This is a genomic window from Kribbella sp. NPDC020701 (genome assembly GCF_055562215.1).
Genome location: NZ_JBVHFT010000019.1, coordinates 60,824 through 83,367, shown reverse-complemented (window position 1 = coordinate 83,367; position 22,544 = coordinate 60,824). Strand labels below are relative to the sequence as shown.

The 22,544-nt window shown below is 68.8% G+C and carries 18 protein-coding genes; 11 read left to right on the top strand and 7 right to left on the bottom strand.

Annotation, left to right across the window (positions count from 1 at the left end):
• Positions 1-20: 20 nt before the first annotated feature.
• Together sucB and lpdA are read right to left on the bottom strand one after the other, a co-directional pair.
• Positions 21-2,033, bottom strand: coding sequence for a 2-oxoglutarate dehydrogenase, E2 component, dihydrolipoamide succinyltransferase (gene sucB, locus ACZ3HV_RS36155; protein ID WP_465691182.1), 2,013 nt, complete (start codon positions 2,031-2,033; stop codon positions 21-23).
• A gap of 141 nt (positions 2,034-2,174) precedes the next feature.
• Positions 2,175-3,554: a dihydrolipoyl dehydrogenase gene (lpdA, locus tag ACZ3HV_RS36150; RefSeq protein WP_465691180.1), complete on the bottom strand. Its 1,380-nt coding sequence runs from the start codon at positions 3,552-3,554 to the stop codon at positions 2,175-2,177.
• 170 nt (positions 3,555-3,724) lie between these two features.
• Between lpdA and ACZ3HV_RS36145 the strand changes: the two genes are divergently transcribed.
• Positions 3,725-4,042, top strand: a complete 318-nt coding sequence (locus tag ACZ3HV_RS36145; protein ID WP_360362121.1) for a hypothetical protein — start codon at positions 3,725-3,727, stop codon at positions 4,040-4,042.
• Between the two features lie 12 nt (positions 4,043-4,054).
• Here ACZ3HV_RS36145 and ACZ3HV_RS36140 read toward each other — a convergent pair whose 3' ends face one another.
• Positions 4,055-4,825, bottom strand: coding sequence for a carbon-nitrogen hydrolase family protein (locus ACZ3HV_RS36140; protein WP_465691178.1), 771 nt, complete (start codon positions 4,823-4,825; stop codon positions 4,055-4,057).
• A 29-nt stretch (positions 4,826-4,854) separates the two neighbouring features.
• On the opposite strand from ACZ3HV_RS36140, the gene ACZ3HV_RS36135 reads away from it, so the two are divergent.
• The 3 genes from ACZ3HV_RS36135 (at position 4,855) to ACZ3HV_RS36125 (ending at position 6,599) form a co-directional block, all read left to right on the top strand.
• Positions 4,855-5,493, top strand: a complete 639-nt coding sequence (locus ACZ3HV_RS36135; RefSeq protein ID WP_465691176.1) for a GntR family transcriptional regulator — start codon at positions 4,855-4,857, stop codon at positions 5,491-5,493.
• 100 nt (positions 5,494-5,593) lie between these two features.
• Complete coding sequence (locus tag ACZ3HV_RS36130) at positions 5,594-6,265, top strand: DUF2848 family protein (protein ID WP_465691174.1); 672 nt, start codon at positions 5,594-5,596, stop codon at positions 6,263-6,265.
• Between the two features lies 1 nt (position 6,266).
• Positions 6,267-6,599, top strand: coding sequence for a cupin domain-containing protein (locus ACZ3HV_RS36125; protein ID WP_465691172.1), 333 nt, complete (start codon positions 6,267-6,269; stop codon positions 6,597-6,599).
• On the opposite strand, the gene ACZ3HV_RS36120 is transcribed toward ACZ3HV_RS36125, so the two are convergent.
• On the bottom strand, positions 6,588-8,084 hold the full coding sequence (locus ACZ3HV_RS36120) for a leucyl aminopeptidase (RefSeq protein ID WP_465691170.1): 1,497 nt from the start codon (positions 8,082-8,084) through the stop codon (positions 6,588-6,590). The genes ACZ3HV_RS36125 and ACZ3HV_RS36120 overlap by 12 nt on opposite strands.
• 98 nt (positions 8,085-8,182) lie before the next feature.
• Between ACZ3HV_RS36120 and gcvT the strand changes: the two genes are divergently transcribed.
• From gcvT to ACZ3HV_RS36085, 7 genes are all read left to right on the top strand, one after another.
• Complete coding sequence (gene gcvT, locus ACZ3HV_RS36115; protein ID WP_465691168.1) at positions 8,183-9,289, top strand: glycine cleavage system aminomethyltransferase GcvT; 1,107 nt, start codon at positions 8,183-8,185, stop codon at positions 9,287-9,289.
• Between the two features lie 126 nt (positions 9,290-9,415).
• Positions 9,416-12,307: an AfsR/SARP family transcriptional regulator gene (locus tag ACZ3HV_RS36110; RefSeq protein ID WP_465691167.1), complete on the top strand. Its 2,892-nt coding sequence runs from the start codon at positions 9,416-9,418 to the stop codon at positions 12,305-12,307.
• A gap of 346 nt (positions 12,308-12,653) precedes the next feature.
• Positions 12,654-13,661, top strand: coding sequence for an ABC transporter permease (locus ACZ3HV_RS36105; RefSeq protein WP_465691165.1), 1,008 nt, complete (start codon positions 12,654-12,656; stop codon positions 13,659-13,661).
• A 41-nt stretch (positions 13,662-13,702) separates the two neighbouring features.
• Complete coding sequence (locus tag ACZ3HV_RS36100; RefSeq protein WP_465691163.1) at positions 13,703-15,460, top strand: ABC transporter substrate-binding protein; 1,758 nt, start codon at positions 13,703-13,705, stop codon at positions 15,458-15,460.
• Positions 15,461-15,566: 106 nt separating this feature from the next.
• On the top strand, positions 15,567-16,559 hold the full coding sequence (locus ACZ3HV_RS36095) for an ABC transporter permease (RefSeq protein WP_360362092.1): 993 nt from the start codon (positions 15,567-15,569) through the stop codon (positions 16,557-16,559).
• 32 nt (positions 16,560-16,591) lie between these two features.
• Positions 16,592-17,719: an ABC transporter ATP-binding protein gene (locus ACZ3HV_RS36090; RefSeq protein WP_465691161.1), complete on the top strand. Its 1,128-nt coding sequence runs from the start codon at positions 16,592-16,594 to the stop codon at positions 17,717-17,719.
• A gap of 18 nt (positions 17,720-17,737) precedes the next feature.
• Complete coding sequence (locus ACZ3HV_RS36085; protein ID WP_465691159.1) at positions 17,738-18,820, top strand: ABC transporter ATP-binding protein; 1,083 nt, start codon at positions 17,738-17,740, stop codon at positions 18,818-18,820.
• A gap of 44 nt (positions 18,821-18,864) precedes the next feature.
• Here ACZ3HV_RS36085 and ACZ3HV_RS36080 read toward each other — a convergent pair whose 3' ends face one another.
• The 3 genes from ACZ3HV_RS36080 to ACZ3HV_RS36070 form a co-directional block, all read right to left on the bottom strand.
• Entirely contained in the window at positions 18,865-20,082 is a 1,218-nt protein-coding gene (locus ACZ3HV_RS36080; protein ID WP_465691157.1) for a low temperature requirement protein A, read from the bottom strand.
• 94 nt (positions 20,083-20,176) lie between these two features.
• Positions 20,177-21,532, bottom strand: a complete 1,356-nt coding sequence (locus tag ACZ3HV_RS36075) for a sugar ABC transporter permease (RefSeq protein ID WP_465691155.1) — start codon at positions 21,530-21,532, stop codon at positions 20,177-20,179.
• Positions 21,529-22,344 carry an ATP-binding cassette domain-containing protein gene (locus ACZ3HV_RS36070; protein ID WP_465691153.1) on the bottom strand — a complete coding sequence of 272 codons (816 nt, stop codon included), beginning with the start codon at positions 22,342-22,344 and terminating at the stop codon, positions 21,529-21,531. Before ACZ3HV_RS36070 ends, ACZ3HV_RS36075 begins: the two co-directional genes overlap by 4 nt.
• Between the last annotated feature and the right edge of the window lie 200 nt (positions 22,345-22,544).

The window sequence follows — 22,544 nt, the reverse complement described above, 5'->3', positions numbered from 1 at the left end:
GCGCCATCGTCCGATCGGGATCAGACGTCGAACTGGGCCTCTTCGAGGCGCTGCTTGACGGCAGTCAGGTAGCGGGCCGCGTCGGCACCGTCGACCAGGCGGTGGTCGTAGGTGAGGGCCAGGTACACCATCTGCCGGATCGCGATCGTCTCGCCGAGCTCCGGGTGGGTGATGACGACCGGGCGCTTCACGACGGCACCGGTGCCGAGCATGCCGACCTGCGGCTGGTTCAGGATCGGGGTGTCGAACAGTGCGCCACGGCTACCGGTGTTGGTGATCGTGAACGTACCGCCCGCCATCTCGTCCGGCAGCACCTTGTTGTTGCGGGTGCGGTCGGCCAGGTCGGCGATCTTCTTCGCCAGGCCCGCGATGTTCAGGTCGCCGGCGTTGTGCACGACCGGGACCATCAGGCCCTTCTCCACGTCCACGGCGATGCCGAGGTGCTCGGCGGCGTGGTACGTGATCTCGCCGGCCTCCTCGTCGATCGACGCGTTCAGCTTCGGGTACTGCTTCAGCGCGTCGACCGCGGCGAGCGCGAAGAACGGCAGGAAGGACAGCTTGACGCCCTCGCGGGCCTCGAACTCGGCCTTCTTCTTGTTCCGCAGCTTGGCGATCTCGGTGACGTCGACCTCGACGACCGTGGTCAGCTGGGCCGAGACACGCAGCGAGTTGACCATGTGGGCCGCGATCGCCTTGCGGATGCGGCTCATCTTTTCGGTGGTGCCGCGGAGGGGGCTGATCGTTGCCTGTGCTGCCGGGGCGGCTGCTGCGGCTGGGGCTGCGGGCGCCGGGGCTGCTGCGGCGGCCTTCTTGGCTTCGGCGGCGGCGATGACGTCCTGCTTGCGGATTCGGCCGCCTACTCCGGTGCCTTGTACGGCGTTGAGGTCTACCTGGTGCTCGGCCGCGAGTTTGCGGACCAGCGGGGTGACGTAGTTGGGGCCTTCGGAGGTTGAGCCGTTGGGGGATGCTGCGGGTGCCGATGCGGCCGGGGAGGTCGCGGGGGCTGGGGCCGCTGCTGCCGGAGAAGAGACGGAGGGAGCCTGAGTCGGAGCCGGGGCTGCCTGGGGGGCTGCGGCCGGGGCCTGGGCGGGGGCCGGGGCTGGTGCGGAGGCGGCCGGAGCCTGAGCAGGAGCGGCGGCGGGGGCCGGAGCGGGTGCGGCGGCGGGGGCCTGAGCGGGCGCGGCGGCCGGAGCTGCGGCGGGGGCGGCGGCCTGTGCGGCCGGGGCTTGCGGAGCCGGAGTGGCCTCGGCGGGGGCGGCGGCTGGGGCGGCGTCGGCTGAGCCGACGATGGCCAACTCGGCACCTACCTCTACGGTTTCGTCTTCGGCGACCTTGATTTCGAGGAGCTTGCCGGCGACCGGGGAGGGGATCTCGGTGTCTACCTTGTCGGTGGAGACCTCGAGGAGGGGCTCATCTACTGCTACGTCGTCGCCTACCTGCTTGAGCCAGCGGGTGACGGTTCCTTCGGTCACGCTCTCGCCGAGGGCCGGCAGGGTTACCGGGGTACCGGATGCTGCGCCGCCTGAGGACGGTGCCGATGCGGCCGAGGAGGTTGCGGGGGCTGGGGCCGCGGCGGCCGGAGCTTCCTGCTGAGCGGGGGCGGCCTCTGCGGCTGGCGCCTGCTGGGCGGGAGCTGCCTGGGCGGCCTGGGCCGGGGCGGCCTCGGCGGGGGCGGCCTGAGCCTGGGCGGCGGGCGCTTCCTGCGCGGGCGCGGCTGGAGCTTCCTCGGCCGGGGCGGCTTCGGCGGCCGGGGCTTCCTGGGCTGGGGCGGAGGCGTCGGAGGCGGTGGATTCGCCGGCGTCGCCGATGACGGCCAGTTCGGCGCCTACCTCTACGGTTTCGTCTTCGGCGGCCTTGATCTCGAGCAGGGTGCCCGCGACCGGCGACGGGATCTCGGTGTCGACCTTGTCGGTCGAGACCTCCAGCAGGGGCTCGTCGACGGCAACCGTGTCACCGACCTGCTTGAGCCAGCGGGTGACGGTTCCTTCGGTGACGCTCTCCCCGAGGGCCGGCAGGGATACAGAGGTCGGCATGACGGTGGTTGCTCCTTCGTCTGATCGGTCGAGTGTCAGCCTACGGTGCCGCCGGAGTGCGCAGGATCCGGGTCACGGCGTACCCGCACGCCCCAGCGGCCTCAAACCTACTCGGGCGGCCCAGTGATCCGCCCGAGCGTCTCAGTCATGGAAATGCAAAGGCTTCCCGGCCAGTGCGAGGTGCGCTTCGCCGAGGGCCTCGTTCTGGGTCGGGTGGGCGTGGACCAAGGGGGCGACGTCGGCCGGGTACGCCTCCCAGTTGTAGATCAGCTGGGCTTCGCCGATCAGCTCGCCGACCCGCGAGCCGACCATGTGCAGGCCGACCACGGCGCCGTCCTTCGCGCGGACCAGCTTGACGAAGCCGGACGTCTTGAGGATCTGGCTCTTGCCGTTGCCGCCGAGGTTGTAGTTGAGGATCTCGACGTCGCCGTACTTCTCCCGGGCCTGCTCCTCGGTCAGGCCGACCGACGCGACCTCAGGCTCGGAGTACGTCACCCGCGGGATGCCGGCCTCGTCGATCGGGGTCGGCGTGAGGCCTGCGATGTGCTCGGCAATGAAGATGCCCTGCTGGAAGCCGCGGTGCGCGAGCTGCAGCCCCGGAACGATGTCGCCGACGGCGTACACGCCCGGCACGCTGGTCTGCAGCGTCGCGTCGACGGTCACGAACCCGCGGTCGAGCGCGACCCCGACCTCCTCGTACCCGAGGCCGGTGGTGTTCGGTCCGCGGCCGACCGCGACCAGCAGCACCTCGGCCTCGATCACCTCACCGCCGGCCACGGTCACCTTCACGCCCGTGTCGGTCACGGAGACCGACTCGAACGACGTACCTGTCTTGAAGGCGATCTTCCGCTTCCGGAACGCGCGCTCCAGCGTCTTCGAACAGTCCGCGTCCTCGGCCGGGACCAGCCGGGGGAGGGCCTCGACGATAGTGACCTTGGTGCCGAAGGAGGTCCAGGCCGAGGCGAACTCGACGCCGATCACGCCGCCGCCCAGGACGACGGCGGACTCCGGCACGCGGTCCAGGGTCAAGGCGTGCTCGCTGGCGATCACCCGGTGTCCGTCCAGCTCGAGGCCGGGCAGCGAGCGGGAGTACGAGCCGGACGCGAGGATCACGTTGCGGCCGGTGTAGGTGGTGTCGCCGACCTGCACGGTGGTGGGCGACGTGAGGCGGCCCTCGCCCTCGATCACGGTGATACCGCGGGCCTTGATCTGGCCCAGCAGCCCCTTGAAGAGCCGGTCGACGACGCCGTCCTTGTACTTGTTCACGCCACCCATGTCGACGCCCTCGAGCGTCGTACGGACGCCGAACTGCTCACCGTCGCGGGCCGAGTCGGCCACCTCGGCGGCGTGCAGGAGGGCCTTGGTCGGGATGCAGCCGCGGTGCAGGCAGGTGCCGCCGACCTTGTCCTTCTCCACCATGGCGACGGACAGGCCGAGCGAGGCGGCGCGCAGTGCGGCGGCGTAGCCACCGCTGCCGCCACCGAGGATCACCAGGTCGTACGTCGTACCACTCTCAGTCACAGGTTCCTCCGTGGGTCTGGTCGGCGGGCGCCCCGGATCGCGGGACCGGCCCGGCGTCATCTTTCCACCGATCGCCACTGACGCCACCCCCGGGCCGGTCGCAGCTGGTGACCGGAACCGTTACGGGAGTTTTCTCCCGGGGACTTGCCGGGATAGGGGACACTAACCTCATGAAGTGGTTCGGTCGCCGGCAGAAGGCCGGAACGATGCGCCGGTCGGACAATCCCGATCAGGCGCACCTGCGGGAGTTCGCCCAGACCCGCCAGGGTGTCGAGGGGTTCGTCGAGCCGCGGACGGCGGTGACCGAGTACACGCTGTTACTGGTGGCCATCGACGGCGAGTGGACCCGGCGCCGGGTCCCGTCGGTCCGGTGGGCGCACGACTTCGCCAACAAGCTCGGCATCCCGTCGTACGACGCGGCCGTGGTCGGCTACCCGCCCCGCATGCGCGAGTACAACGCCCGCATGAAGAAGAACGGCCTCGCCTAGAGCCGGCGTGCCCTAGAAGATAGGGACCCGGGCGCGGATCGGCGCCACGACTGCGGTGTCGATCGTGGCGTGCAGGGTGCCGGCAGCGGCGTCCAGGCGGGCCGAGGTCTGTCCCAGGGGAGTGGTGACCGAGCTGCGGCCGATTCCCAAGGGATCGGTGCCGACCGGCGGCACGTAGGCCTGGTCGCAGGCCAGCAGCCAGGCTTGGGCGTCGGCGGCGCGCGCCCGGGTCAGCAGGTCCCACTGCTCTTCCTTGCCAGGCCCCGCACCCCACGACGCCGGTACGGCGATCAGCTCCGCGCCGAGCCGGCCGAGTGCGGTGAACTGGTCCGCGAACCGCAGGTCGTAGCAGGTCGCCAGCCCGATCGTCAGGTCCCGCCACCCGAAGGTCACCAGCTCGTTGCCCGGCGCAACGGTGTCCGACTCGCGCGAGCCGAATGCGTCGTACAGGTGGATCTTCCGGTACGACGTCTCCACGCCAGGACCCGTGACGAGCAAGGTGTTGTGCACCCGCCCGTCCACGGACGGCTCGAACACCCCGGCCACGACCACGACCCCGAGATCAGCGGCCACCTTCCGCAGACCCGCCGCGAACGGCCCGTCCAACGACTCCGCGACCGAGCGCAGGTCGGTGCCGAAGCAGGCCGACGTGGCCTCGGGGAGCACGACCAGCTCGGCGCCCTCGGCCGCCGCCTGCTGGACCGCATCGGTCGCCGTGGCGAGGTTGGCGATCGGGTCCGGGCCACTGCTCAGCTGGGCCGCGGCCACGCGCAGAACTGTCATCAGGATCTCCGAGGCTGTATACGTTGAGTATGCAATTGAGCGGGGACTCCGGTCGTGATCGTGCCTATCAGTACCTGCGCGGGACGGTCCTGAGCGACCCGGCCGTGTCGGGGACGTTCATCAACGAGCAGGTGGTCGCGACCGAGGTCGGCATCTCCCGGACGCCGGTCCGCGAGGCGTTGCTGATGCTCGCCGCCGAGGACCTCGTGCAGCTCGTCCCGCACCGCGGTGCGTTCGTCGCCCCGCTGCCGGGCCGCGAGATCGCCGAGTTGATGCAAGCGCGCGGCGTGATCGAGTGCTGGGCCGCGACGACCTCGCTCGCGGAAGGAGAGGCCCCGGTCGAGGCGATGTCCGGGATCCTCGAGCGGCAGCGGGCGATCGTCGAGCAGGGTGACGCGAAGGCGTTCATCGAGCTGGACAGCCAGTTCCACGCGCTCCTGGTCGCGGCGGGTGGCAACTCCGTACTCGGCCGGCTGTACGAGAACCTGCGGGCCAAGCACGTGCTGCTCGGGGTCGTCGCCCTCCGGCGCAGTGCCACCCGCCGGCAAGACATCCTGGCGGAGCACCAGGCCATCGTCGACGGCCTGGCGGCGGGCGACTCGGCCGCGGCCGAGAAGGCGATCCTCGGCCACCTCGGCACCACCGGCTCGATCCTCATGCAGGGCTGACCGCAAGACCTTCCTTCCTCCTGGACATCGAGTGGACCTCTTCAGGACTGTACTCCATACTCGTTGTATACGACGTGTTCACGCAATAGGTGGAGGAGTGATGGTCTTGCAGTTCACCCTGCCGGACGGCACTGAACGGGCCATCGAGGTCCGCTACGCCCTGAATGCGGGGTACGCCGGTCGTGACACCGCGCAGGTCCGGCACCACGTGGCCGAGTTGGCCGAATTCGGCGTACCGGCACCGGGCCGCATCCCGACGCTGTACCCGCTGTCCGCATCACTGGTCGGGCGGCCGGACATCGTTCAGGTGGCGCACGCCAAGACGTCAGGCGAGGCGGAGTGGGCGCTCGTCGTCGGCGAGGACGACCTCCTGCTGACGGCCGCCTGCGATCACACCGACCGGGCGCTCGAGGTGCACGGTGTTGCCTGGAGCAAGCAATCCGCGCCGGACCTGCTCGGCGACGTGGCCTGGCCACTCGGTCAGATCGAGCGCGAGCTGGACCAGTTCACCCTGAAGGCCTGGGTCCGGCATGGCGACACCGAGCAGCTCATCCAGGACGGTACGGCGGGCCAGCTGCTGCCGCCGTCGTACTGGTTGAAGGAGCTCGGCGATCGCCTGGTGCCAGGCACAGTGCTGCTGAGCGGCACGATTCCGATGATCGCGGGCGTCGACCAGTTCGCCGATGCGTGGCGCGTGGAGCTGACCGACCCACGGGGTCTTACCAGCCGCGTCGTGTACACGGTCGAGCAGCTCGCACCGGCCTGGGAGTGACGTGAAGGAACAGAAGGAGTTCTTCGCAACCGCTGACGGCCCGTGGACCGACGCGGGCGGGGGCATCACGGAAAAGGTGCTCAGCCACGATGCCCAGGACGGCACGCTGACGAGGCTCGCTCGCTGGGCACCTGGTACCACGTCCGGGACCGAGGTCATCCGGCACGAGTACGTGGAGGAGGTGTACCTGCTCGAGGGTGAGCTGACCGATCTCACCCTCGAGCAGACGTTCGGCCCTGGCGACTACGCGTGCAGACCACCGGGCATGCCGCACGGCCCGTACGTCACGGGCGGCGGCTGCACGATGCTCGAGATCCGGTACTCAGCTCGCTGAGGCGGCCAGTTCGATCAGGGTGCGTACGGCGTACCCCGTGCCGCCGGCCGGGATGTAGCCGGAGCCGCTGCCCTCGTTGAAGGCCGGGCCGGCCACGTCCAGGTGGACCCAGTCGATGCCCTCAGCAACGAAGTCGCCGAGGAACGCGGCCGCCGCCAGCGCGCCGCCCCAGGGCTCGCCGGTGATGTTGGCCAGGTCGGCGACCTTCGAGTGCGACTTCAGCTTGTCCAGCATCTCGGCCGGGATCGGCAGCGGCCACATCGACTCGCCGGCCGCGACCGCGGCGTCGACGACCCGGTCCCGGGCGGTGTCGGTGTTCGCGAACGCGCCGGCCACCTTGGTGCCCAGGGCAACGACACAGGCGCCGGTCAGGGTGGCCACGTCGACGATCAGGTCCGGCTCGTCCTCGGAGGCGCGGACCAGGGCGTCACCGAGGACGAGCCGGCCCTCGGCGTCGGTGTTCAGCACCTCGACGGTCTTGCCGCCGTACATGGTCAGCACGTCGGACGGTCGCGCCGCCGATCCGGACGGCATGTTCTCGGCCATCGCGGCGTACGTGGTGACCTGGACCGGCAGGCCGAGCCGGGCGATCGCGACGGTCGCGCCGATCACCGCGGCGGCGCCGGCCATGTCGGCCTTCATGCTGACCATCCCGCTGGCGGTCTTCAGCGACAGGCCGCCGGAGTCGAAGGTGATGCCCTTGCCGACGAAGGCCAGGTGGGTGACCGGCTTCTTCGGCGCGTAGCTGATCCGGATCAGCCGCGGCGGGTTCGCCGAGCCCTGGCCGACGCCGAGGATGCCGCCGTACCCGCCCTTGAGCAGGGCCTTCTCGTCCAGCACCTCGACCTTGACGCCGTACTCCTTGCCGAGCTTCAGGGTCGCGGCGGCGAAGTCGGCCGGGTTCAGGTCCGAGGGCGGGGTGTTCACCCAGTCGCGCACCTGGGCGACCGCGTCGGCGGTCACCTCGGCCCGCTCGAGCGCGGCCTTGGCGTCCTTGTTCCGGGCCAGGTCGGTCAGGATCGTCACGTTGCCGGGTGCCTCGGTGGTGCTGTCCGACGACTTGTAGGCCGTGAACGAGTAGCGGCCGAGCAGCGCGCCCTCGGCGATCGCGCGGACGCACTCGGCGTCCGGCGTCGGCAGCGCGAACGCGACCGACTGGCCGGTCTTGACGGCCCGGACACCGCTACCGGCCGCGGTCCGCAGGTCCTCGGTCTTCAGCGCACCGTCGGGCGCCGCACCGAGACCGACCGCGATCAGCGTGGCCGACTTGCCCGGCTTCGGCCCCGGCACCTTGGTCACCTCCCCGGCCTTGCCGGTGGCGCCGAGGCCGGACAGCACCTCCACCAGCTTCCCGCCATACGCGGCGTTCAGCGACTCGGTGCCGGCCGGCAGGGTGACCTTGCCGCCGAGTTTGACCACGCCGATGACCACGGCGTCGGTCTTGACACCGGCCGCATCGGACTTGCTCAGGGTGATGGTGGTCACGAAATCCTCAGTCCTCCTTGACCGGCCAGGCAGCGGGCCGGTCGTGACGGTACGTGCGTGCTGCCCCCGCATGCTACGCGTCAGGTAGTTTCCCCTCCATGACCGAGTCGTCGGAGTTGAAGAAGTCCCCGCTGCACGAGCGTCATGTCGCCCTCGGCGCGAAGTTCGCCGAGTTCGGTGGCTGGGAGATGCCGCTGGAGTACGGCGGTGTCGTGGCCGAGCACACCGCGGTCCGTACGTCGGTCGGTGTCTTCGACGTGAGTCACCTGGGCAAGGCGACCGTCAAGGGTCCGGGCGCCGCGGCGTACGTGAACGCGTGCCTGACCAACGATCTCGGCAAGATCGCTCCGGGGCAGGCGCAGTACACACTGTGCTGCAACGAGCGCGGCGGAGTGGTCGACGACCTGATCGCCTACCTGCATGCCGACGACGATGTGTTCCTGATCCCGAACGCGGCCAACACCGCCGAGGTGGTCCGGCTGCTGCAGGCCGACGCACCCGAAGGCGTCGTGGTGACCAACACCCACGACGACTACGCGATCCTCGCGGTGCAGGGGACGAACAGCGACGACGTGGTGGCCGCGATCGGTCTGCCGACCGGACACGACTACATGTCCTTTGCGGTAGCCGACTTCGCGGGTACGCCGGTAGTGGTGTGCCGGACCGGGTACACGGGCGAGCGCGGATACGAGCTCGTCGTACCGAACGCTGCCGCCGTCGGGGTGTTCGACGCGCTGCTGGAAGCCGGTGCGCCGCACGGCATCGTCCCGGCCGGACTGGGAGCGCGGGACACGCTGCGGACCGAGATGGGCTACCCGCTGCACGGTCAGGACATCACTCCGGACATCACTCCGGTGCAGGCGCGGTCCGGATGGGCTGTGGGCTGGAAGAAGGAGCACTTCTGGGGTGACGAGGCGCTGCGAGCCGAGAAGGAACGGGGACCGGCCCGGATCCTGCGAGGTCTGCGGGCCGCCGGACGTGGCATCCCGCGGCCGCACATGACCGTCCTCGACCAGTCCGGCACCGCACTCGGCGAGGTGACGTCCGGCACCTTCTCACCGACGCTGAAGAAGGGCATCGCGCTGGCACTGCTCGACGCGACGGTGAAGGAGGGCGACCAGGTGACCGTCGACATCCGCGGACGGCAGGAGCTGTTCGACGTGGTCAAGCCGCCCTTCGTCACCGTGCACGTACGGGAGAGCTGATCGGATCAGCCCCAGTCCCAGGCCCGAGCCATGGCGGTCCCCTTCCGTCGGTGAGGCTCGCATCCTGGACCGGGGCTGTTACCGCGCGCTTACCATCCGCCATCGGGACAGCCTTATGCTGACCCGATGGAGTTCCGACTGCTCGGTCCGGTCCAGATCTGGTCCGAGGGCGAGCGGATCGGACTGAAGCGCCGGCAGGAGCGGCTGCTCCTCGCGGTGCTGCTGCTGGAGCCCGCCAAGGCGGTGCCCGCAGAGCGGTTGATCGAGCTGCTCTGGCCAGAGGCGATGCCCGCCAACCCACGGCGTGCTCTGCAGGTCTACATCTCTCGGCTGCGCACTGTCCTCGACGTCGAGCTCACCAGCGGGCGCGAGGGCTACGCGATCCAGACACCTCTGGGCACCACCGACATCGAGCAGTTCAGATCGCTTGTAGAGCAAGCCCGTCGGCACGACGACCTGGAACAGCGCAGCAAGCTGCTGACGGACGCTTTGGCCCTCTGGCGTGGCCCGGCTCTCGCAGACGTCACTACTGAGGACGTACGGCGGCGATTGTGCCGGGGACTGGAAGAGGCGCGGTGGGCGGCCGAGGAGCTTCGGCTGGCTACTGAGCTTGCACTCGGGCACCACCAGGAGTTGCTGCCCGCACTCGCCGAGCTGACCGCGGCACAGCCGACGCGGGAGTCGTTCGCCGCGGCCTCGATGCTCGCGTTGTACCGGTCCGGTCGTCAGGCCGACGCTCTGGCCGTGCATGCCGAGCTGGTCCGGCATCTCGACGAAGAGCTCGGTGTCGAGCCGGGGACCGAGGTACGGGACCTCCAGGTTGCGATCCTCCGGCAGGACCCGGCGCTCGAGCTGCCGACGGGATCACAGGTCCCGCGTGAGCTTCCCGCGGATATCGGCCTGCTCGTCGGGCGGGACGACGTACTGCGGGAGCTGTCCGGTGTCCTGGTCGGAGCCGTGCTGCCCGGCGTACCGGCTGCTGTTTGTCTGTACGGCGCTGCCGGGACGGGGAAGTCAGCGGCAGCCGTGCGGTTGGGCCATCAGCTGGCGGACTCGTATCCGGACGGGCAACTGTTCGCGCGGCTGCAGGACGTGGACGGGCAGGCGACAGCGGCACGCACGATCCTCGGCCAGTTGCTGCGGTCTCTCGGAGTGGACGGTGGCGAGATCCCCGATGCGGTGGAGGCTCGATCCGCGTTGCTGCGGAGCCGGCTGGCCGACAAGCGGGTGCTACTCGTGTTCGACGACGCCCTCGATGCCGGGCAGCTTCGTCCACTGCTCCCGGCCGGCGGTGGCTGTGGCGTGATCGTCACCTCACGACAGCCGATGCTCGGCCTCGAAGACGCTACTCATCGCGAGCTCACGCCGCTGTCCGACGCAACGAGCGCTGAGCTGCTGGGTGCGTTGTCAGGCCTCGGCGCCGACCATGTGACCGACGTCGTACCGCACTGCGCCGGGCTGCCGCTGGCCTTGCGCATCGTCGGCGCCCGGCTGGCCTTGATCCGCGAAGACGTCGCCGACGTGGTCAAGACGCTGGCCGACGAGTCACAGCGGCTGGACTACCTGGTCGCCGGTGACCGAGCCGTCCGGGCCAGCCTGGACCTCACGCTGAGCGTCGCCACGACGCAAGCCCGGCAGCTGTTCGCCCGCCTGGCTCTGGTCGGTGCGGACGAGTTCGCACCCTGGGTCGCGGCCCCGCTGCTAGGGCTGACCGAGCCCGCCGCGACCGCCGTCTTCGACACCCTCGTCTCTCTCGGCCTCGTCCAGCCCCGCCGCCTCACTCCACCCCGCTACGGACTCCACGGCCTGGTCCGAGCCCTCAGTGTCGAACTGCTGAGCAACACCGAAGCGGCACAAGTAACGCGGCTCGAGCAGCGCTACCTGGAGACTGTCCTGCGCTTGGTCCACATCGCCGACGCACAGGTCGATCACGCGGTCACCACCAGGGTGGAGTTCGATTCTGGGGATGAGCAACTCCTGCACGCGACGGTGGAGGCGGCCGGCGCCGGCGCCGGCTGGTTCGACATCGAGCTGCCGGTGCTGCAGGCCGCCGTCGACCTCGGCGTGCGGAGGTGGCCCCGGATGGCCGGCCTCCTGGGCGTGCGACTGCACGGGTTCCTGGCGGTCCGAGATCACCGCGAGGCCCGCCAGTACATCTTGCAGACCACACGGGACGCCACCGCCGCCTCCGGGGACGTCGACCTGGAAGCCGAGCTGAACCGCGGGCTGTTCGCGGCGTACGCCCAGAGCGGTGGACTGTCGGCCGACGAGCTGACTCAGCTGGCGGAGCGCTGCCTGAACTCGGCAGAGCGCGCCGGGGATGTCGTCCTGCGGGTCCGCGCGCTCAATCAGGTGGCCTGGGCCGCGGGCGCTCAAGGCGACTTCGGTCGCAAGCTGGACGTCGCGGAACAGATGCTCGCGCTGGCCGAATCGAGCCCGGAAGCGGAATCGACGAGGCTGAACGCCCTGGATCAGCGAAGCTCGGCGCTCCACAGTCTCGGCCGGATGTCCGAGGCACAGGCGATCCGGCGGGAGATCTGTGCCCAGACCGAGCCGGGGAGCCGGTTGCACGCGATCCGCCTGGTGATGCTCGGGGAGTCGCTCCTCGGCGATGCCGATCTGGGTGCCGCGCACCTCGCGGAACTGACCGGTGTGATCGGCGCGGCCCGGGAGATCGTCGAGCGGATCGGCGACGAGCTGGGAGGTGCCCATGTGGACAACATCGAGGCACTGGCGCTGATCGCGGCCGATGAGCTGGAGCCGGCCGATGCCTTGCTGCGTCGTGCGGCGGACATCTTCGCCCAGCGGCCGGACGACTGGGGAGAGGGCATGAACGCCGTCGGACAGGCCCGGTCGGCGTTCGCGGCCGGCCGGCCGGGCGAGGCTCGCCGCATTCTCGACGAGGCCGTCCGATCCGATCCCCGCAAGGCCCAGAGGTCCGAGCTGGACCGGCAGTCGAAGCTGCTGGGGTTGGGGTCCCGCGGGCCGGAGGAGCCGGAACACCGTTACGAAGCGTGACCGTTACCCGTTGCCAGGTTTCCTTACGCTCTGTCATAAGTTGGCACAAAATGGCCGCTGGCTGGACTGTGCCGACGCGTTTTGCGTAGGAATGACTGCACAGGGTGACGGATCGGCGTAAATGTTCCGTTCCGGTACCTGTTCCGGTAACGATTTGTGCACTCGTGCCGGGCACCGCTGGTTTGGTGTCACAGTGTCAGGCAGGCTAGCCCGCGGTTGTGGGGGACCGGCCTGTCAAGGGGATTTGACGGCCGCCCGCCACAGAGCGATGCTTCGGCACGATATCCACCCGATAGGTGCCGGATCCACGGACCGAAATCCGGCTGACAGAGGCGACGGAGCGCGAATGAGTATTGGGTCACCCGACTCGACCGTAGGGATCGAGGACCACCCGGCGTCGGCGGAACCGGTACGTGCGGCGACCGTGGCGCACGGCAAGTCTCCGACCCGGATCGCGGTCGACCGGCTCCGCAAGGACAAGGTCGCCGTGATCTGCGTGTGCATCGTGCTGTTCTTCGTGCTGATCGCGATCTTCGCGCCGCTGCTGGCCAAGCTCGAGGGCGGCGACGTTCAGACGTTCCACCCGGAGCTGGTCGACGAGTTCGGCTTCCCGGTCATCGGCATCACGCCCGACCACTGGTTCGGTGTGGAGCCGAAGACCGGCCGGGACAACTTCGCCCGCTGGGTCTTCGGTGCCCGGCCGTCGCTGATCGTCGCGTTCGTGGCCACCATTTTCGGCACCACGGTCGGTGTCGTGATGGGCCTGCTGGCCGGCTTCCTCGGCGGCTGGGTCGACCGGGTGATCTCCTGGTTCATCGACTTCGTGCTGAGCCTGCCGTACCTGCTCTTCGCCATCGCGATGGTGCCGATCGTCGAGTCCTGGCGCGGCGGGTCCTTCAACCTGACGCCCGAGGAACAGGCCAGTACCAGGTTCTACGTGCTGATCTTCGTCCTGTCGTTCTTCGGCTGGGCCGGACTGGCACGCATCATCCGCGGCGAAGTGCTGTCGCTGCGCGAGCGTGAGTTCGTCCTGGCCGCCAAGGCGATCGGTGTCTCGACCCGGCGGATCCTGTTCAAGGAACTGCTGCCGAACCTGGTGGCCCCGATCGTCATCTCGGCCTCCCTCGCGCTGCCGGCGTACGTGACCGCGGAAGCGGGACTGTCCTTCCTCGGCGTCGGCTTGATCGAGCCCCGGCCCTCGTGGGGCCAGACGATCGCCAGCGCGACGAACTGGTTCAAGGCCGACCCGTTGTATCTGTGGCTTCCGGTTGCGGCGATCACCATCCTGGTGCTCGCGCTCGCCCTCCTCGGCGACGCCATCCGGGACGCCTTCGACCCCAAGACTCGCCGGTAGTACGGCGATTGCCCCAGCGGCAGAAAAGGAGAAACCCGACCATGCAGTGGAAACGGATCACCGCAGTAGCGGCGACGGTCATGCTGGCCGCCGTTGCCTGTGGCAGCCCGTCCTCGAACAGCGGTACCTCGAGTGAGTCGAACGGGCCGGCCAACTCGACCCAGGAGAAGGTGACCGACGAGGCGGCCAAGGGCCCGGCGCCCGATGTCGACGGGTTCAAGAAGGGCGGAACGGCGACGATCCTGTCGGACGTCACTCCGGACACCTTCGACCCGACGAACACCTACTATGTCGACGGTTTCCAGATCGAGAAGCTGTACTTCCGGGCGCTGACCCAGTACCGGCTCGACGGACCGGACCACAAGCCCGTCCTGGTGCCCGACCTGGCCGAGGACCTCGGCAAGGTGTCGGACGACAAGCTGACCTGGACCTTCAAGCTGAAGCAGGGCATCAAGTACTCCGACGGCACCCCGGTCAAGGCCGAGGACTTCGCGTACTCGATCAAGCGCTCCTTCGCTCACGACCTGTACGACGCCGGACCCGCGTACCAGATCCAGTTCTTCAAGGACGGCGACAAGTACAAGGGCCCGTACGCCGCCGGCGGCGACGCCTACGCGGGCGTCGAGACTCCGGACGACAGCACCCTGGTCATCCACCTGGCCAAGCCGTTCCCGGACATGCCGTTCTTCGCGGCGTTCACGATGTTCACGCCGATCCCGAAGGCGAAGGACACCAAGCAGAACTACGAGCAGAAGCCGCTGTCGACCGGCCCGTACATGGTCGACTCGTACAACCCCGGCACCGAGCTCAAGCTGGTCAAGAACCCGAGCTGGGACCCGGCCACCGACGCGGTGCGCCACCAGTACCTGGACGGTTACGACTTCAAGTTCGGTCTGGACACCCTGAAGATCCAGCGGCAGATCCTGGCCAGCTCCGGCCCGGACGCGAGCGCGCTGACCTACAGCAACATCGACTCGACGCTGGTGCCCGAGCTGACCGACCAGAACAAGTCTCAGCTCATCCAGGGCGAGACGCCGTGTAACCGGATGGTCCCGATGGACACCCGGAAGATCCCGTTGCCGGTCCGCAAGGCCGTCGCGGCGGCGTACCCGTTCGACACCGAGCGCAAGGTCGCGGGCTGGACCTCGCTGGCCGAGCCGGCGACCTCGACGTACATGTCGCCGTCGGTTCCGGGCTGGGAGAACTACGAGATCCCGGGCCTGAACGGCAAGGGTGACGGTGACCCCGTCAAGGCCAAGCAGATGCTGACGGACGCCAACGCGGTCGGCTTCGAGTTGTCCTGGTACTACTCCAACGACGACAAGATCGCGACGCAGCGCAGCCAGGTTCGCCAGCAGAAGCTGGAAGCCGCCGGCTTCAAGGTCAAGGCCATCGGCGTGCCGAAGGCTCAGATCCGCACCGTGACCGGTGACCAGAACGCTCCGGTCAACATGCTGAAGGCCCCGACCGGTTGGTGCTCCGACTGGCCGAGCGGTTCGTCCTGGGCCCCGGTCCTCTTCCGCTCCGACGCGATCGCCCTGGGCAACAGCGTCGGCCAGCTCGAGGACAAGGCGCTGGACGCGGAGATCGACAAGATCTCGAACATGGACCCGAACGAGGCCCTGAAGCAGAAGTCCTGGATCGGCCTGGACAAGAAGATCATGCAGGACTACCTGCCGGCTCTTCCGCAGTACCAGTCGCGGTCGGCCTTCCTGGTCGGTACCAACATCGGCAACGCGATCAACGACCCGACACAGGGCATGCCCGAATTCACCTCGCTGTTCCTGAAGCAGCCCTGATCGGTACCAGTGACCGGACAGCCGTGAGGCGTCCGTTCTGATCGCAGGTAGGTGGCCGGACCGGTAATCGGTCCGGCCACCGCCAGCGATCGGTGAGGAGAACCCCGTGTTGCACTTCCTGGCGCGTCGCATCGTGAGCGCCCTGTCCGTCGTGCTCGTCACCCTCGTCGCGACGTTCGCGCTGTTCTTCGTCGCGCCCACCGACCCCGCGGGCGCGATCTGTGGGCAGCGCAACTGTCCCCAGGAGCGGTACGAGGAAATCAAGAAGAACCTGAACCTGGACAAGCCGAAGGTGACCCAGTTCGCCGACTACATGAAGGGCATCGTCGCCGGCCGGACCTACGTGACCGCCGGGGCCGAGCGGGACTGCCCCGCACCGTGCCTGGGCTTCTCCTTCAAGAACGACCGCCCCGTCCTGCAGATGCTGGCTCAGCGCGTACCAGTGACGGTCTCGCTGGTCGCCGGTGCCGCGGCCATCATGCTGCCGGTCGGCGTCGCGATAGGTTCGATGGCCGCGAAACGACGAGGGACGACCGGCGACCGGGGGTTGGTGACCACGTCGCTGGTGATCAGTTCGATCCCGTACTACATCGTCGCGCTGATGGTCGCGCTCTACCTCACCATCTTCTACTCGGTGCTGCCACGCGGTAGCTGGACGCCGTTCTTCGACGATCCCGCCAAGTGGTTCGTCGGGTTGCTGACGCCGTGGCTGTGTCTCGGCCTGGTCAACACGACGCAGTACGTGCGGTACTCGCGAGGCTCGATGGTCGAGACGCTCAACGAGGACTTCATCCGGACCGCGCGGGCCAAGGGCCTGTCGGACCGGAAGGTCACCTACAAGCACGCTCTCCGCGCGGGACTCATCCCTGTCATCACGATCTTCGGTCTGGATGTCGCCGGCATGCTCGCCGGTGCGATCTTCACCGAGCGGATCTTCGACCTGCCGGGCTTGGGCAACCTGGTACTCGAGAGCCTGAACAACTACGACCTGCCGGTGATCATGGGGACCGTGCTGGTGGCCTCGGTGTTCCTGGTTGCGGCCAACCTGGTCGTCGATATCGTGTACAGCGTGATCGACCCGCGGGTGAGGCTTACGTGAGCACACCCGCCCCAGAAGACCGGAAGGACACCATGGTCGAGAGTGCAGCCGGCCAGCCGGAGACGGCGGCCGCGGCGAAGCGTGGTCCTTCGATCGCGACCCGTGAGCGCCGCCAAGGTGTGATCAACCCGAGTGGCGAGACGCCGTACCTGGTGGTCGAGGACCTGACGGTCAAGTTCCCGACCGCGGACGGCGTGGTCAGCGCCGTGAACGGGTTGAGTTATTCGGTCCCGCTGGGCCGGACGCTGGCGATCGTCGGCGAGTCCGGTTCCGGCAAGTCGGTGTCCAGCATGGCCGTGATGGGCCTGCACGACCGCAAGCGCACCCGGATCACCGGGTCGATCCGGCTCGGCGGTGACGAGATCGTCGGGTTGCCGGAGAGCGACCTGATGAAGGTCCGCGGCGACGCGATGGCGATGGTGTTCCAGGACCCGCAGTCCTCGCTGCACCCGCTCTACACGGTCGGCAACCAGATCGTCGAGGCCTACCGGGTGCACCACAAGGTGTCCAAGGAGGCCGCCAAGAAGCGGGCCCTGGAGATGCTCGACCTGGTCGGCATCCCGAACCCGCCGCGCCGGTTCGCGCAGTACCCGCACGAGTTCTCCGGCGGTATGCGGCAGCGCGCGATGATCGCGATGAGCCTGGTCAACGACCCGAAGCTGGTGATCGCCGACGAGCCGACCACCGCGCTGGACGTGACCGTGCAGGCGCAGATCCTGGACCTGCTGAACAACCTGCAGAAGGAGTTCGGCTCCGCGATCGTGATGATCACGCACGACCTGGGCGTGGTGGCCGAGATGGCCGACGACGTCCTGGTGATGTACGGCGGCCGCTGTGTCGAGTACGGCACCGCCGAGGACGTGCTGGCCAACCCGCGGATGCCCTACACGTGGGGTCTGCTCGAGTCGATCCCGACGGTGTCGGCGGCGAGTGAGCGGCTGCGTCCGATCAAGGGCCTGCCGCCGAGCCTGCTGGCCCTGCCGAGCGGTTGCTCCTTCAACCCGCGCTGTCCGTACGTGGACCGGGTGAAGGGCGAGCGCTGCACGACCGAACTGCCGGAGCTGATGCCGGTCGACGGCGCCGGTGCCCACACGTCCCGTTGTCATCTGCACGACAAGGCCGCGATCTACACGGCCGAGGTCCTGCCGAGACTGAGCTGACAGGGGCTGAGGAGAAAGATGAGCGACACAGTGCGCGAACCAGAGCGCAAGGTCGACGGCGTTCCGGCGTCCGGCGCTGCGGGCACCCCGCTGCTGCAGATCCGGGACCTGAAGATGCACTTCCCGATCAAGGAAGCGGCGGGTCTGTCCCGGACCAAGAAGGTCGTCCAGGCCGTCGACGGCGTGAGCTTCGACCTGAAGGCGGGCGCCAGCCTGGGCCTGGTCGGCGAGTCCGGCTGTGGCAAGTCGACCACCGGACGGATGATCACCCGGCTGCTGACCCCGACGTCGGGGCAGATCCTGTTCAAGGGCACCGACATCGCCCAGCTGAAGGAGAAGGACCTGCGCCCGTTCCGCCGGGAGCTGCAGATCGTCTTCCAGGACCCCTACAGCTCGCTGAACCCGCGGCAGACGGTCAGCAACATCATCAGTACGCCGCTGCGCGTGCACAACCTGGTCAAGAGGGGCAAGGAGGTCGAGCGGGTCCAGGAGTTGCTGGAGCGGGTCGGCCTGAACCCCGAGCACCACAACCGCTACCCGAACGAGTTCTCCGGCGGTCAGCGCCAGCGCATCGGCATCGCCCGGGCGCTCGCGGTGGAGCCCGAGGTGATCATCGCGGACGAGCCGGTGTCCGCACTGGACGTGTCCATCCAGGCCCAGGTGATGAACCTGCTGGAGGACCTGCGCCGCGACCTGGGCATCGCGTTCGTCTTCATCGCCCACGACCTCGGCGTCGTCCGGCACTTCTGTGACGAAGTCGCGGTCATGTACCTGGGCAAGATCGTCGAGCAGGGCCCGCGGGACCAGATCTACAACGCACCGCAGCACCCGTACACGCAGGCGCTGCTGTCCGCCGCTCCGGACCTGGGCACCATCCGTGGTGTCCCGCCGAAGGAGCGGATCCGGCTGGTCGGCGACGTACCCTCGCCGATCGACCCGCCGAGCGGCTGCCGGTTCCGGACCCGCTGCTGGAAGGCGGAGGACATCTGCTCCACGCAGGAGCCGCTGCTGGAGATCAAGCCGCAGTCCGGCGCCGGCCACACGGCCGCCTGCCACTTCGCGGAGCCGAAGGTCGACCTGACCGCCGAGGTCTCGGCCTGAAACACCTTGTGGAGAAGGTCCCCCGGTGATCCGGGGGCCTTTTCTCATGAGTGCTGTTCGCCGTGCTTCAGTTCCTCGCGCTCCTGGGCGAACCGGACCGATTCGAAGGCGACCAGGCCGGCCAGCAGCGCCGTGAGTACGGCGAGTTGCCCGAGCGCGGGCACCTTGGCCAGCAGCGGTACGGCGATCAGCGTGAGCGCGGCCGTGATCAGCCGGGAGACGCTCCACTGGTGCACCGTCCGCCGCTTGAAGCCCACGTGGCCGAGCAGGTAGAGCGCGACCCCGAAGAACAGCGCGGCCAGACCGACACCCTTCAGCGGGTCGTCGAGGTGGTGATGCTCGACGTCACCGACGTACTCGAGGACCTTCTTCAGTCCGAGCGCGAGCAGCACGATGCCGGCCACCATCGGCAGGTGCAGGAATGTGTACGCGTCCCGGGCCAGCTTCGGGCGGGTCTCCAGTGGTTCGGCCTCCAGCGCGCGTTCGCCGTACCGCACGGTCGCGTCGAAGTAGATCCACCACAGCGCGGTCGAGACCGCCAGGCCGAGCAGCGACGCGAGCAGGATCGGCCACGAGATCGGCAGGTCGGTCACCCCGACGCCGATCGCCACGATCGACTCGCCGAGCGCGATGATGATGATCAGCCCGTGCCGCTCGGCGAAGTGCGCGGCCGAGCGGAAGCGCCAGCCCCGCGCGTCGATCAGGTAGGTGCCGCCGTAGTCCGCCGCGAGTGCGGCCGCCCACAGCAACGTCTGCGTTCTCCCGTGGTACTGCGAGGCGATCAGGAGCAACGCCGTACCTGCGAGCATCGACGGCGCGAACCGGATCAGGGTCCGGCGAAGCACCGGGTCTCCGTCCGCGACCAGCCAGAACAGGACCAGATGCAGTGCCCGGAAGACGAAGTACGCACCGGCGATGACCACGGGTCCCGGTAAGCCACCGGGCAGGTCGTGGAACGCCTCCGGAATCGCGAGGGCGATCACGAACATCGCCGCCATCGCCAGCAGCAGCACGACCCGCACCGAGCCCTCGTCGGCCTTGACGATGTTGCACAGCCAGGCGAAACCGATCCAGCTCCACCAGAGCAGTCCGACCAGCAGCACTCCGCGCAGAACGCCGTGCCAGCTGAGGTCGTGGGCCATCAAAGCGGTGATCTGGGTCAACGCGAACACGAAGACCAGATCGAAGAACAACTCCAGCGTCGTGACCGACTGGTTCTCGCTGGTGACCGCTGCCCTGATGGGATTCCTGGATGGTGCCATGGCGCACATCCTGCCATCGCTACCAGGCCCCCGCGGGCTAGGTGGAACGGCGGGCTCCCGTCTGGTCAGGGTCAGGAAGGAGCCCGCCGGCTTGTTACGCGCGGCCGTGCGCTTGGCGGCTGCGGCGGCTGAGCGAGTCGATGGTGACGGCGATCAGGAGAACGCCTGCGGTGACCATGTAGCGCACGCTCGAGTTGAGGCTGAGCAGCGCCAGCCCGTTCGAGATCGACATGATCACGAGGGCTCCGAGGAGTGCGGAGTACGCCGAACCCCGGCCGCCGAACAGGCTCGTGCCACCGATCACGGCGGCCGCGATCGCGTTCAGGTTGGTGTCGGTGCCGCCGCTGCTCTGGTTCACGGCGACCAGGCGGGCCGCGGCGAGCAGACCGCCGACCGCGGCGAAGGTCGAGCAGGCCGCGAAAACGGACAGGTAGATCATCCGCACGTTGATACCGGCTCGGCGGGCCGCCTCGACGTTGCCGCCGACCGCCATCACCGAGCGCCCCCACCGGGTCCGCCGGACGGCGAGATCCGTGCCTACGACCAGCGCGAGGAAGAGCAGGAACATCGACGACACACCGCGATCGCCGTTCAGGATCAGCACCGGGATCAGCAGCACCACAGCGAGCGCGCCGGCCTTGATCGCGATCACCGAGTTCGGCGCTGCCGACAGTCCGGCACTCGCCCGCGCGCCGCGGGCGCCCAGCCGGGTCAGCACGTACGCCGCCACGACAACGGCGATCAGCCCGTAGGCCAGGGCGGGGGAGAGGAAGCTGCGAGTGGCGAACCCGACGAGCGCGGAGTCGTACGGAAGGTTGAGTGAACCCTCCTTGCCGAGCACCAGTAGCTGGAGCCCGAGGAACCCGAGCAGACCAGCGAGCGTAATCACGAAACTCGGGACGCCGAAGCGTGTGTACAGAGCGCCGTAGAACAGTCCGATCACCAGGCCGATGGCGACGCCGGCCAGCAGCGACAGCAGCAACGGCCAGCCCTGGTTGACGAACGTCACGCCGAGGACGGCGGCGGACAGACCGCTGACCGAGCCGACGGACAGGTCGATCTCGCCCAGCAGCAGGACCAGAACGATGCCGAGGGCAATCACTCCGACCGAGGTGGTCTGCAGGGTCAGGTTGACCAGGTTGCGGCTGGACAGGAACGAGCTGTTCGCGATCTGGAAGACCGCCCAGATGATGATCAGGCCGACCACCACCGGCACCGAGCCGAGGTCGCCGGAGCGGAGCCTGGAGGTGAACGCCGCGACCGCGCCGCTGATCCCGTGACCGGCGATGAGTCGCTCGTCCTGGAGGTCGGCGGGTAGTTGTGCGGCGTCCGTCGTACCGGTGTCGCCGTTGGCCGGCGTACCCGGCGTTGTTCCGTTCGCGGCCGCCGGGTCGGTGGAGTCGGGGCGCGGGGTGTCCTGAGGGCGGGTGCCGGATCCGTGCAGGCTCATGATGCGGGGCCCTCCTCCCGGGTCCGGCGCGCGGCGCGCTCGGAAACGGCGTTGTCGGTCGCGCCGGTGATGGCGGCGATGATGTCCTGCGTCTTGGTGTCACTCACCATGAAGACGCCGTTGTTGCGGCCGAGGCGGAGGACGGCGACGCGGTCGGCGACCGCCATCACGTCGGCCATGTTGTGGCTGATCAGGATCACGGCCAGACCGCGTTCGCGCAGCCGCTCGACCAGGTTGAGGACCTCGGCGGTCTGAGCTACGCCGAGGGCCGCGGTCGGTTCGTCCAGCATCACGACCTTGGGCTGGCCGAGCAGGCTGCGCGCGATCGCGACGGTCTGCCGCTGGCCGCCGGACAGGCTGGCGACCGGGATCCGGACCGAGGGGATCTTGGCGGACAGCTGGCGGAGCAGCTCCCAGGACGACCGTTCCATCTCGACCTCGTCGAGCACCCGGCCCCGGCGGAGCTCGCGGCCCAGGTAGAGGTTCGCGACCACGTCCAGGTTGTCGCACAGCGCGAGGTCCTGGAACACGGTGGCGATCCCGAGCTGCTGCGCCTCGGCCGGACTGCCGACCCGGACCTCCCGGCCGTCGAACACCATGGTCCCGTCGTCGGCGGTGTAGACCCCCGCGATCGCCTTCACCAGCGTCGACTTACCGGCGCCGTTGTCACCGACCAGCGCCAGTACTTCACCGGCCCGGACGTCCAACTCGATGTTCTTCAGAGCCTGCACCGCGCCGAAACGCTTGGAGACCCCTCGCAGCGACAGCACCGTACCGGTGCCGACGTCGAGGGGTGTCGGGGTAACAGTCACTCGATCAGCCTCCTGGGCTTTGCGTTCAGGCCATGATCCCGGCGTTCGGCCCCGCGGGACAGGGCGACGGGGCAACAATTCCGGACTGGGCCGGGACAGCTGCCCGGTGTTTTCCCCCCCCCCCCCCCCGGGTAACACCCACGGTGGGGTCCGTTGGTGTTCCCTTCCGCGTCGCTTCCAGCGGTGGTTAAAAAAATGGT

Coding starts and splice junctions, on each gene's coding strand:
- sucB (WP_465691182.1), bottom strand. CDS start 2,033: ATGCCGACCTCTGTATCCCTGCCGGCCCTCGGGGAGAGCGTCACCGAA.
- ACZ3HV_RS36145 (WP_360362121.1), top strand. CDS start 3,725: ATGAAGTGGTTCGGTCGCCGGCAGAAGGCCGGAACGATGCGCCGGTCG.
- ACZ3HV_RS36140 (WP_465691178.1), bottom strand. CDS start 4,825: ATGACAGTTCTGCGCGTGGCCGCGGCCCAGCTGAGCAGTGGCCCGGAC.
- ACZ3HV_RS36135 (WP_465691176.1), top strand. CDS start 4,855: ATGCAATTGAGCGGGGACTCCGGTCGTGATCGTGCCTATCAGTACCTG.
- ACZ3HV_RS36130 (WP_465691174.1), top strand. CDS start 5,594: ATGGTCTTGCAGTTCACCCTGCCGGACGGCACTGAACGGGCCATCGAG.
- gcvT (WP_465691168.1), top strand. CDS start 8,183: ATGACCGAGTCGTCGGAGTTGAAGAAGTCCCCGCTGCACGAGCGTCAT.
- ACZ3HV_RS36110 (WP_465691167.1), top strand. CDS start 9,416: ATGGAGTTCCGACTGCTCGGTCCGGTCCAGATCTGGTCCGAGGGCGAG.
- ACZ3HV_RS36105 (WP_465691165.1), top strand. CDS start 12,654: ATGAGTATTGGGTCACCCGACTCGACCGTAGGGATCGAGGACCACCCG.
- ACZ3HV_RS36100 (WP_465691163.1), top strand. CDS start 13,703: ATGCAGTGGAAACGGATCACCGCAGTAGCGGCGACGGTCATGCTGGCC.
- ACZ3HV_RS36090 (WP_465691161.1), top strand. CDS start 16,592: ATGGTCGAGAGTGCAGCCGGCCAGCCGGAGACGGCGGCCGCGGCGAAG.
- ACZ3HV_RS36085 (WP_465691159.1), top strand. CDS start 17,738: ATGAGCGACACAGTGCGCGAACCAGAGCGCAAGGTCGACGGCGTTCCG.
- ACZ3HV_RS36080 (WP_465691157.1), bottom strand. CDS start 20,082: ATGGCACCATCCAGGAATCCCATCAGGGCAGCGGTCACCAGCGAGAAC.
- ACZ3HV_RS36075 (WP_465691155.1), bottom strand. CDS start 21,532: ATGAGCCTGCACGGATCCGGCACCCGCCCTCAGGACACCCCGCGCCCC.